Origin of the sequence: Simplicispira sp. (genome assembly GCF_028687295.1) — a bacterium.
GTDB lineage: Bacteria > Pseudomonadota > Gammaproteobacteria > Burkholderiales > Burkholderiaceae_C > Simplicispira > Simplicispira metamorpha.
In genome coordinates this window covers 1-10,965 of record NZ_JAQUAL010000108.1, presented here as the reverse complement: position 1 = coordinate 10,965, position 10,965 = coordinate 1, and the positions used below count along the sequence as shown (strand labels likewise).

Annotated in this window: 12 protein-coding genes and 1 pseudogene; all 13 read left to right on the top strand. The window is 63.9% G+C overall.

Features of this window, described 5'->3' with window-relative positions; all coding sequences use genetic code 11:
• Positions 1-220 precede the first annotated feature (220 nt).
• Positions 221-454 carry a phenol hydroxylase subunit gene (locus PHX69_RS11815; protein WP_119014795.1) on the top strand — a complete coding sequence of 78 codons (234 nt, stop codon included), beginning with the start codon at positions 221-223 and terminating at the stop codon, positions 452-454.
• Between the two features lie 13 nt (positions 455-467).
• Positions 468-1,460: an aromatic/alkene monooxygenase hydroxylase subunit beta gene (locus tag PHX69_RS11810; protein WP_119014787.1), complete on the top strand. Its 993-nt coding sequence runs from the start codon at positions 468-470 to the stop codon at positions 1,458-1,460.
• Positions 1,461-1,471: 11 nt separating this feature from the next.
• Complete coding sequence (locus tag PHX69_RS11805) at positions 1,472-1,756, top strand: MmoB/DmpM family protein (protein ID WP_288043876.1); 285 nt, start codon at positions 1,472-1,474, stop codon at positions 1,754-1,756.
• 41 nt (positions 1,757-1,797) lie between these two features.
• Entirely contained in the window at positions 1,798-3,399 is a 1,602-nt protein-coding gene (locus tag PHX69_RS11800; protein WP_288043874.1) for an aromatic/alkene/methane monooxygenase hydroxylase/oxygenase subunit alpha, read from the top strand.
• Positions 3,396-3,752 (top strand): phenol hydroxylase subunit P4, encoded by a 357-nt coding sequence (locus tag PHX69_RS11795; RefSeq protein WP_119014785.1) that lies wholly within the window; start codon positions 3,396-3,398, stop codon positions 3,750-3,752. The genes PHX69_RS11800 and PHX69_RS11795 overlap by 4 nt, the downstream gene beginning before the upstream one ends.
• Before the next feature lie 58 nt (positions 3,753-3,810).
• Entirely contained in the window at positions 3,811-4,875 is a 1,065-nt protein-coding gene (locus PHX69_RS11790) for an NADH:ubiquinone reductase (Na(+)-transporting) subunit F (RefSeq protein WP_288043870.1), read from the top strand.
• Positions 4,876-4,891: 16 nt separating this feature from the next.
• Positions 4,892-5,245, top strand: coding sequence for a 2Fe-2S iron-sulfur cluster-binding protein (locus PHX69_RS11785; RefSeq protein WP_119014784.1), 354 nt, complete (start codon positions 4,892-4,894; stop codon positions 5,243-5,245).
• Positions 5,246-5,313: 68 nt separating this feature from the next.
• The gene (locus tag PHX69_RS11780; protein ID WP_288043868.1) at positions 5,314-6,258 is read left to right on the top strand and encodes a catechol 2,3-dioxygenase; all 945 of its coding nucleotides are present in this window, start codon (positions 5,314-5,316) and stop codon (positions 6,256-6,258) included.
• 88 nt (positions 6,259-6,346) lie between these two features.
• Positions 6,347-7,237, top strand: coding sequence for a SphA family protein (locus PHX69_RS11775; RefSeq protein ID WP_288043865.1), 891 nt, complete (start codon positions 6,347-6,349; stop codon positions 7,235-7,237).
• 162 nt (positions 7,238-7,399) lie between these two features.
• Positions 7,400-8,854, top strand: a complete 1,455-nt coding sequence (locus PHX69_RS11770) for a 2-hydroxymuconic semialdehyde dehydrogenase (protein WP_119014781.1) — start codon at positions 7,400-7,402, stop codon at positions 8,852-8,854.
• A 12-nt stretch (positions 8,855-8,866) separates the two neighbouring features.
• The gene (locus tag PHX69_RS11765) at positions 8,867-9,730 is read left to right on the top strand and encodes an alpha/beta fold hydrolase (RefSeq protein WP_119014780.1); all 864 of its coding nucleotides are present in this window, start codon (positions 8,867-8,869) and stop codon (positions 9,728-9,730) included.
• 7 nt (positions 9,731-9,737) lie between these two features.
• Positions 9,738-10,520 (top strand): 2-oxopent-4-enoate hydratase, encoded by a 783-nt coding sequence (dmpE, locus tag PHX69_RS11760; RefSeq protein ID WP_119014779.1) that lies wholly within the window; start codon positions 9,738-9,740, stop codon positions 10,518-10,520.
• Between the two features lie 15 nt (positions 10,521-10,535).
• A pseudogene (locus PHX69_RS11755) lies at positions 10,536-10,965 on the top strand (acetaldehyde dehydrogenase (acetylating)); the annotation flags it as partial.

Genomic DNA, 10,965 nt, shown 5'->3' with positions numbered 1-10,965 from the left:
CACGCTACGACAAGACGGCGCGCAACTTCCTGGGCGCTATCTACCTTGCCGCTGCTGTGGTTTGGCTGGCATGACAAGTACCATGGCCGTGCTCCACACTCAGGATTTGGTTGATGACACGCCCTAACCCTTGTTTTATCGATATTTCTGGGGTGGGTGCAGAAAGCTGGCACGGCCCATGCACTACCTGACGTGCAAAGCCAACCCCAAGGAGCCCGCAATGAACCCTGAGCCAATGGCCATGAACGACCTGCCCTGCGATGTCTCGCGCAAGTTTGTCCGTGTCCTGCAAAGAAGGGGCAATGGCCTTGTCGAGTTCGAGTTTTCGATCGGATGGCCCGAGCTGGCGGTGGAGTTGATGCTGCCGCAACCGGCCTTCGAGGCGTTCTGCCAGACGCACCAGGTGCGCTGGCTGGACGAGGGCGCTGAAAGCCCGGCTTCCACCACCGTTTGAGGAGACAAAGCACATGAACATTGACCTGCAAGCGCGAGAGATCACGCCGCTGCGCAACACCTTTGCCCGCGTGGCCGCTTACCACGGCGACAAGGTGGCCTCGCGCTACCAGGAGGCCACCCTGGGCGTGCAGCCCACGGCCAACTTCCATTACCGCCCCACCTGGGAGCCCGAGTTCGAGCTGTTCGACACCGGGCGCACGGCGGTCAAACTGGCCGACTGGTATGTGTTGCGCGACCCGCGCCAGTACTACTACGCCAACTGGACGATGGCCCGCGCCCGCCAGCAAGAAGCGATGGAGGCCAACTACCAGTTCGTCGAATCGCGCGGCCTGATCGACAAGATGCCCGATGCCCTGCGCGCCAAGGCCAGCGACGTGCTGGTGCCGCTGCGCCACGCGGCTTGGGGTGCCAACATGAACAACTGCACCATCTGCTCGCGCGGCTACGGCACGGCGTTCACGGCACCGGCCATGTTCCATGCCATGGATGCGCTGGGCGTGGCGCAGTACCTCACCCGCCTGGGCCTGGCGCTGGGCGAGCCCGCTGCGCTGGAGGCTGGCAAAAACACCTGGCTGCAAGACCCGCGCTGGCAGGTGCTGCGCCGCCTGGTTGAGGACACGCTGGTCATCCAAGACCCGTTTGAGCTGTTTGTGGCGCAGAACCTGGCCATCGACGGCCTGCTGTACCCGCTGGTCTATGGCCATTTTGTGGACGACCACCTGACCGTGCAGGGCGGTACCGCCGTGGCCATGCTGACCTCGTTCATGCCCGAATGGCACGCCGAGAGCGCCCGCTGGATTGATGCCGTGGTCAAGGTGGCTGCCGCTGAAAACGCCGACAACCACTCGCTCATCAGCAGCTGGTTCCAGCGCTATGCCGACCAGGCGCAAGCGGCGCTGGCACCCATCGCCGAGATCGCCCTGGGCGGCGCTGGCGCCCCGTCTTTGCAGGCGGTGCGCGATGCGCTCACGGCCCGCGCCCGCAAGGCCGGTCTGGCCGTCTGAGGAGCATGCCCATGAACGCCCCTGTTGTTTCCAACGTCTTCATCGCCTTTCAGGACAACGAAGAGTCCCGCCCGATCATCGACGCCATCCTGGCCGACAACCCCGAAGCCACTGCCGTGCATTCGCCAGGGCTGGTGAAGATCGACGCCCCCGGGCGCCTGGTCGTGCGCCGCGAAACCATTGAAGAGCAGACCGGCCAGCGCTTCGATTTGCAGCAAATCCACGTCAACCTCGTGACGCTCTCGGGCCACATCGACGAGGACGACGACGAGTTGTCACTGAGCTGGCTGCGCTGAACCGCGGCCCCACGCACCCCCCACACCAAGGAGACAAGACCATGGACGCACCCGTGAGCAAGAAAAAGCTCGGCCTCAAAGAGCGCTACTCCGCGATGACGCGCGGTTTGGCCTGGGACACCACCTACCAGCCGATGGACAAGGTGTTCCCTTACGACAAGTACGAGGGCATCAAGATCCACGACTGGGACAAGTGGGAAGACCCCTTCCGCCTGACCATGGATGCCTACTGGAAGTACCAGGGCGAGAAAGAGAAAAAACTCTACGCCGTGATCGAGGCGTTTGCCCAGAACAACGGCCAGCTCAGCATCTCGGATGCGCGCTACGTCAACGCGCTCAAGCTGTTCATTCAGGGTGTGGTGCCGCTCGAGTACTACGCCCACCGGGGCTTTGCCCACGTGGGCCGCCACTTCACCGGCGCGGGTGCGCGCGTGGCCTCGCAGATGCAGGCGGTGGACGAGTTGCGCCACTTCCAGACCGAGACGCACGCCCTGTCGCACTACAACAAGTACTTCAACGGCATGCACAAATCCAGCCACTGGTTTGACCGGGTCTGGTATTTGTCGGTGCCCAAGTCGTTCTTTGAAGATGCCTCGACCGGCGGGCCGTTCGAGTTCCTGACGGCAGTGAGCTTCTCGTTCGAATACGTGCTGACCAACCTGCTGTTTGTGCCCTTCATGAGCGGTGCGGCGCACAACGGCGACATGAGTACCGTGACGTTTGGTTTCTCGGCCCAGTCGGACGAGTCGCGCCACATGACGCTGGGCATTGAGTGCATCAAGTTCATGCTGGAGCAAGACCCGGCCAACGTGCCCATCGTGCAAAAGTGGATCGACAAGTGGTTCTGGCGCGGCTACCGCGTGCTGACGCTGGTGGCCATGATGCAGGACTACATGCTGCCCAAGCGCGTGATGAGCTGGAAAGAGGCCTGGGAGATGTACGCCGAGCAAAACGGCGGCGCCCTGTTCCGCGACCTGGCACGCTACGGCATCCGTGAGCCCAAGGGCTGGAAGCAGGCCTGTGAGGGCAAAGACCACATCAGCCACCAAGCCTGGAACACCTTCTACAACTACTGCGCCGCCGCGCCCTTCCACACCTGGATTCCCAAGGAAGAAGAGATGCAGTGGCTGAGCGAGAAGTACCCCGACACCTTCGACAAGTACTACCGCCCCCGCCTGGAGCACCTGCGCACGCAGCAAGAACAAGGCAATCGCTTCTACAACAAGACGCTGCCCATGCTGTGCACCACTTGCCAGATTCCGATGGTGTTTACCGAGCCGGGCGATCCGACCAAGATTTGCTACCGCGAATCGGACTACCAGGGCGACAAGTACCACTTTTGCAGCGACGGTTGCAAAGAAATCTTCGACCACGAGCCGGAAAAATACGTCCAGTCGTGGCTGCCGGTACACCAGATTTACCAGGGCCACTGCTTCAAGCCGGGCACCGACCCCAGCGCCGAAGGGTTCGATCCGCTGATGGCCGTGCTGGACTGGTACGAGCTGGAGGTCGGGCGTGACAACTTCGACTTTGAAGGTTCTGAAGACCAAAAGAACTTTGCTGCCTGGCGTGGCGATGCAGCGCCCGTCCCACCTGCGCAAGCAGCTTCCGACAGCAGCGCAGACCAAGGAGCAAAGCCATGAGCGTGACCGCCCTCAAGCCTTACCACTTTCCGGCCAAGGATGTGCGCGAGAACTTCCCCGCGCCCCTGCTTTACATCGGCTGGGAAGACCACCTGCTGTTTTGCGCTCCGGTGGCGCTGCCGCTGCCCGCCGACACGCCGTTTGGCGCACTGGCCCAGGCCGTGCTGCCCGGCATCTATGGCTACCACCCCGACTTTGCCAAGATCGACTGGGGCTGTGTCGAGTGGTTCAAGTCCGGCCAGCCGTGGACGCCCGACCCGGCCAAGTCGTTGCAGGACAACGGCCTGGGCCACAAGGACGTGATCCGTTTTCGCACGCCGGGCCTGACCGGCATTGGCGGATCGTTCAGTTAACCGTTCACGCAAGGCCAGCCGCCGGGTGCGCAGTGGCGCCCGGCGGCCCCCCCACACCATGAGCTACCAACTCACCCTTGAACCCCTGGGCGCCACCATTGAGGTGGAAGACGGCCAGACCTTGCTCGACGCCGCGCTGCGCCAGGGCATCTACATTCCGCACGCCTGCGGCCACGGTTTGTGTGGCACCTGCAAGGTGCAGGTGACAGACGGCGAGGTGGACCACGGCGCGGCCAATCCGTTTGCGCTGATGGAGATGGAGCGCGACGACGGCATGACCCTGGCCTGCTGCGCCACGTTGCAATCGGACGCCACCATCGAGGCCGACATCGAGGACGAACCCGATGCCCAGGTCATTCCGGTGCGCGATTTCAGCGCCACCGTGTTGCGCATTGAACAGCTCACGCCCACCATCAAGGCGCTGCATTTGCGCCTGAACCAGCCGATTCGCTTTCAGGCCGGTCAGTACGTGCAGGTGCAGATTCCGGGCGCGGAAGGGGGCCGTGCTTTCTCGATTGCCAACGCGCCCGGTGCCGATGGCCAGAGCAGCGAGATCGAACTGAACGTGCGTCTGGTGCCTGGTGGCGCTGGCACCACATGGCTGCACCAGTCGTTGCACGAAGGCGATACGGTGCAGATCACCGGCCCCTATGGCCGCTTCTTTGTGCGCCAATCGGCCCAGCTGCCGATGGTGTTCATGGCCGGTGGCTCGGGGCTGTCCAGCCCGCGTTCGATGATTCTGGAGCTGCTGGCCCAGGGCTGCACCCAGCCCATCACGCTGGTGTATGGCCAGCGCGCCCTGGACGAGCTGTACTACGACGCTGAATTTCGCGCCTTGGCCGCCCGGCATGCCAATTTCAACTACGTGCCGGTGCTGTCCGAGGTGCCCGAAGGGACGCAGTGGACGGGCGCGCGCGGCTTTGTGCATGAGGCCGCCCAGGCGCATTTCAGCGGCAACTTTGTGGGTCACAAGGCCTATCTGTGCGGCCCGCCACCCATGATCGAAGCCTGCATTGGCACGCTGATGCAAGGCCGCTTGTTTGAGCGCGACATCTACACCGAGAAGTTTCTCTCGGCTGCCGATGCACAAAAAACGCGCAGCCCGCTGTTCCGCAGCATCTGACCGGGGGGGCCAGTCCATGACTTTGCCTGCTTCGACCCTGCGCATCACGGTGGCGCAAACCGGCGACAGCTTTGACTGCGCTGCCCATGAGAGCCTGCTGACAGGCATGTTGCGCCTGGGGCGCAAAGGCATTCCGGCTGGGTGTGTCAATGGTGGCTGCGGTGTCTGCAAGGTGCGCATTCTGGAGGGCGCAGTGCGGCCACTGGGCCCGATCAGCCGTGCCCATGTCAGCCAGTCTGAAGAAGCCCAAGGCTGCACCCTGGCTTGCCGCGTGGCCCCCCTGGAGCCCGTGCGCCTGGAGGTAACGCCGCTGCTGCGCAAACCTTTTCTGGGCCGCGCACTGGGCGCCCCCACCCCCGCAGCCGCTTGAGTGCCGGTGCCTGGTTTTTTCCCCACGACAGATAGCCAACGATTTCACTAACCACAAGGAGACATGCAATGGGCGTTTTACGAATTGGGCATATCAGCATTCGCGTCATGGATATGGATGCAGCCGTCAAGCATTACGAAGAAGTGCTGGGCCTGAAAACCACGATGAAGGACAACGCAGGCAACGTGTACCTGAAGTGCTGGGACGAGTGGGACAAATACTCCCTGATCCTGACGCCCAGCGACCGTGCCGGCATCAACCATGTCGCCTACAAGGTCGAGAAGGACGAGGATCTGGACGCTTTTCAGGCACGCATCGAAGCCTGGGGCGTTTCCACCACCTGGCTGGATGAAGGCGCGCTGCCCTCCACGGGCCGCATGCTGCAATTCAACTTGCCCAGCGGCCACGAAATGCGCCTGTATGCCAGCAAGGAATATGTCGGCACCGACGTGGGTACGCGCAACCCCGATCCATGGCCCGACGGTATCCGGGGCGCGGGCGCGCACTGGCTGGACCACTGCCTGCTGATGTGCGAGATGAACCCCGAGGCGGGCATCAACACCGTGCAGGACAACACCCGTTTCATGAAGGAGTGCCTGGACTTCTTCCTGACCGAGCAAATTCTGGTCGGCCCCAACGGCGATATGCAAGCCGCTACCTGGATGGCGCGCACCAGCACACCGCACGACATCGCTTTCGTGGGTGGCCCGGTCAGCGGCCTGCACCACATCGCGTTCTTCCTGGACTCGTGGCATGACGTGCTCAAGGCCGCCGACGTCATGGCCAAGAAGAAGGTCAAGATCGACGTGGCCCCCACACGCCACGGCATCACGCGCGGCGAAACCATCTACTTCTTTGACCCCAGCGGCAACCGCAACGAAACCTTTGCCGGCCTGGGCTACCTGGCGCAGCCCGACCGCCCCGTGACCACTTGGAGCGAAGACCGCCTGGGCAGCGGAATTTTTTACCACACGGGCGAACTGGTGGCCTCTTTCACCGACGTGTACACCTGAGCCCCGGCTGCCCCTTGCACCCCTTTTGCTGGGGCGCGCCTGCACTGCGGGTGGCGCCCCGCACCACCGCCTCCAAGAAAGAACACCAATGAAAAAGAACGCGATAGCCAGCGCCGCACTGGCGCTGTTGGCGGGCCTGTCTCCCCTGGCTGCGCAGGCCGAAGGCCACTATGTGCCGGGCGTGGAAGGCATACAGGCTGCCAGCGCCCCCCCGCCGGGCGTCTATTACCTGGGCTACCTGGTCAACTACAACATCAACAGCTTTCGTGCGCCGGGCTCCAGCACCAACCTGCCGGGCCACAACAGCGGCACCGTGACGGCGCTGGCCAACCGCTTTGTCTGGATGACCGGCCACCAAGTGCTGGGCGCGGACTACGGCGTCGAGGCCATCGTGCCGCTGCTGCGCACTTCGCTGACCATCAACGCGGCGGGTATTTCTGACAGCCGCTCGGGTGTGGGCGATGTCTATGTCGGGCCGCTGGTGCTGGGCTGGCACGGCACGCAGTGGGACGCCGTGGCGGCTGCGGGCATGTGGCTTGATTCGGGCAGCACCGGCCACCCGGCCTCGGCAGGCAAGGGCTTCAAAAGCACCATGCTCACCGGTGGCCTGACGTATTACTTTGACACGGCCAAAACCCTCAGCGGCTCTGCCCTGCTGCGTTTTGAGCGCCACGGCAAAACCGACAGCGGCCTGCGCCACGGCAACCAGGTGACCATGGAGTGGGGCCTGGGCAAAGCCTTTGGCCCGGTGCAGGCCGGTGTGGTGGGCTACAGCCAGTGGCAAACCAGCAACGACAGCGGCCCTGGAGCCAGCCTGAACAAATCCTCGCGCCATGCCCTGGGCGCGGAGGTGGTGTACCCCATGGCACCGGGCCTGGCCCTCAAAGGCGCTGTCTACAAAGAGCTGCGCGCAGAGGCGGGCACCGGCCCACAGCCCAAGGGCTCGCTGGTGCGCCTGACGCTGGTCAAGGCCTTTTGAGGCAGTGCCGGTGTCCGTGCCCTCCATTGCACTGTGGAGGGCATGGCCATCAGCGCTGCCCCATCGGTGTCTTTGGTGGGCACAAAGCACAGGACGAAACCATTGCCCGGGCCGCGTTGCAGGCCCGGGGTCTGGCATGAACTGCAACGTTAGGAAAATCCCATGAAACAGGTACTCAACTTCATCAACGGCCAGCATGTCGCCAGCAGCCGCACTTTTGACAAACACTCGCCCGTGCATGGCGGGGTGATTGCACAGGTGCATGAGGCCGGGCGCGAGCAGGTCGATGCCGCTGTGGCGGCTGCGCGCGCTGCCCTCGATGGCCCTTGGGGCCAGATGAGTGTGGCCGAGCGGGTGGAGCGCCTGTATGCCGTGGCCGATGGCATCAACCGCCGCTTTGAAGAGTTTCTGGCCGCTGAATGCGCCGATACCGGCAAGCCGCGCAGCCTGGCCAGCCACATCGACATTCCACGCGGTGCGGCCAACTTCAAGGTTTTTGCCGACGTGGTTAAAAACGTGCCCACCGAGTTTTTCGAGATGGCCACACCCGATGGCCGTGGTGCCATCAACTACGGCTACCGCTCGCCTGTGGGCGTGGTCGGCGTGATCTGCCCCTGGAATCTGCCGCTGCTGCTGATGACCTGGAAGGTGGGCCCGGCGCTGGCCTGCGGCAACACTGTGGTGGTCAAGCCCTCGGAAGAAACGCCGCAAACCGCCGCCTTGCTGGGCGAGGTCATGAACGAGGCGGGCATTCCCCCGGGTGTGTACAACGTGGTGCATGGCTTTGGCCCCGATTCGGCAGGCGAGTTTGTGACCACGCACCCCGGCGTGGATGCCATCACCTTCACCGGCGAAACCCGCACCGGCGAGGTCATCATGAAGGCTGCCGCCAAGGGCGCACGCCCCGTGAGCCTGGAAATGGGCGGCAAGAACGCCGCCATCATCTTTGAAGATGCCGACTTTGACGCGGCCATTGAAGGCACGCTGCGCTCGGCGTTTGTCAACAGCGGCCAAGTCTGCCTGGGCACCGAGCGCGTGTACGTGCAGCGCCCCATTTTTGACAAATTCGTGGCCGAGCTGAAAAAGCAGGTCGAGGGCTGGAAGATCGGCCTGCCCGAAGATGCCGACACCAAACTGGGCCCCGTCATCAGCAAAGAACACCAGGCCAAGGTGCTGTCGTACTACCAGCTGGCGGTGGCCGAAGGCGCCACTGTGGTCACGGGCGGCGGTGTGCCTGACATGGGGGCCGGGTTTGCCGAGGGCGCCTGGGTGCAACCCACCATCTGGACGGGGCTGCCCGAGACCGCCCGCGTCATCAAGGAAGAAATCTTCGGCCCCTGCTGCCACATTGCCCCCTTCGACACCGAAGAAGAAGTGCTGGCCAAGGCCAATGACAACGTCTATGGCCTGGCCACCGCCATCTGGACGCGCGACGTCTCGCGTGCCCACCGCGTGGCGCAGAAGATGAAGGTGGGCCTGTCGTGGGTCAACAGCTGGTTCCTGCGCGACCTGCGCACACCGTTTGGCGGCTCCAAGCAATCGGGCATTGGCCGCGAGGGCGGCGTGCATTCGCTGGAGTTCTACACCGAGCTGAAAAACGTCTGCATCAAGCTCTGAGGACTTTGCGACATGAGCAACCCTGAAATCGCCCACTCGGTGGTGGCGGCGGGCATCCGCACCAATTGTCACGATGTCGGCAGCGGCCACCCGGTGCTGTTGATCCACGGCTCTGGCGCCGGGGTATCGGCCTGGGCCAACTGGCGCCTGGTAATGCCCGTGCTGGCCCAGCAGGCCCGGGTGATTGCCCCCGACATGGTGGGCTTTGGCTTTACCGACCGGCTTGACCTGAGCCAGCCCGGCCAGCGCTACGACATGGATACCTGGGTGCGCCAGGCCGTGGGCGTGCTGGACGCGCTGGGCATTGAGAAAACCGATCTGGTGGGCAACTCGTTTGGCGGTGCGCTGGCTTTGGCGCTGTCCATTCGCCACCCGCAGCGGGTGCGCCGACTGGTGCTGATGGGCAGCGTGGGTGTGCCCTTCACCCTGACGCCCGGCCTGGATGCGGCCTGGGGGTACACGCCATCGCTGGAGAACATGCGCAAGCTGCTGGATGTGTTTGCCTATGACCGCAGCCTGGTCACCGACGAGCTGGCCCGCCTGCGCTACGAGGCCAGCATCCAGCCCGGTTTTCAGGAATCGTTTGCGGCCATGTTTCCGGCACCGCGCCAGCGCTGGGTGGACGCCATGTGCAGCCCCGAGTCCGCCATCCGGGCGCTGCCGCACCACACGCTGGTGGTGCATGGCCGTGATGACCAGGTGATTCCGCTGTCCACGTCGCTGACGTTGTCGCAGTGGATTGTCCGCTCGCAACTGCATGTGTTTGGCCAGTGCGGCCACTGGACACAAATTGAACACGCCGCGCGCTTTGCCCGGCTGGTGGGCGACTTTCTGGCCGAGGCCCGCCCTGATGAACCCCTTCCTTTGAACGCTTGAGAACACCATGAACTCCACCCTGATAGAGCAGCTTGGCGACGAGCTGTATGGCGCGCTGACGGCGTGCCAGGTGCTTGACCCGCTGTCGAGCCGCCACCCCGACATCACCATCGAAGACGCCTACGCCATCCAGCAGCGGCTGATTGCCCGCCGCCTGGGTGCAGGCGAGCGCGTCGTGGGCAAAAAAATCGGTGTCACCAGCCAGGCCGTGATGAACATGTTGGGCGTGTTCCAGCCCGACTTTGGCATCTTGCTCGATGGCATGGTCTACAACGAAGGCCAGCCCATCGAGGCCCGCACGCTGATCCAGCCCAAGGCCGAGGGCGAAATCGCCTTCGTCCTGAAAAAAGACCTGATGGGGCCGGGCGTGACCGCCGCCGATGTCATGGCCGCCACCGAGGGCGTGATGGCCTGCTTTGAGATCGTCGATTCGCGCATCCGCGACTGGAAGATCCAGATCCAGGACACCGTGGCCGACAACGCCTCTTGCGGCGTGTTCGTGCTGGGCGACCGGCTGGTCGATCCGCGCGATGTCGATTTGGCCACCTGCGGCATGGTGCTGGAGAAGAACGGCGAGATCGTTGCCACCGGCGCGGGCGCCGCGGCGCTGGGCCACCCGGCCAATGCCGTGGCCTGGCTGGCCAACACCCTGGGGCGCCTGGGCATGGGCCTGAAGGCGGGCGAGGTGGTGCTGTCGGGCTCGCTGGGGATCATGGTGCCGGTGCAGGCCGGTGACAGTTTGCGCGTGACCATTGGCGGCATCGGCGGCTGCTCGGTGCGCTTTATTTGAGACAGGAGACATTCCATGCAAAAAATCAAATGCGCCCTGATAGGCCCGGGCAACATCGGCACCGACCTGCTGGCCAAGCTGCAGCGCAGCCCCGTGCTCGAGCCCGTCTGGATGGTCGGCATCGACCCCGAATCGGACGGCCTGAAACGCGCCCGCGAGATGGGCATCAAGACCACGTCCGACGGCGTCGATGGCCTGATCCCGCACATGAAGGCGGACGGCGTACAAATCGTCTTTGACGCCACCAGCGCCTACGTCCACGCCGAGAACTCGCGCAAAGTGAACGAGCAGGGCGCGCTCATGATCGACCTCACCCCTGCCGCCATCGGCCCTTTTTGCGTGCCCCCGGTGAACCTGAAGGCCCACGTGGGCAAAGGCGAGATGAACGTCAACATGGTCACCTGCGGTGGCCAGGCCACCATCCCCATGGTCGCCGCCGTCTCGC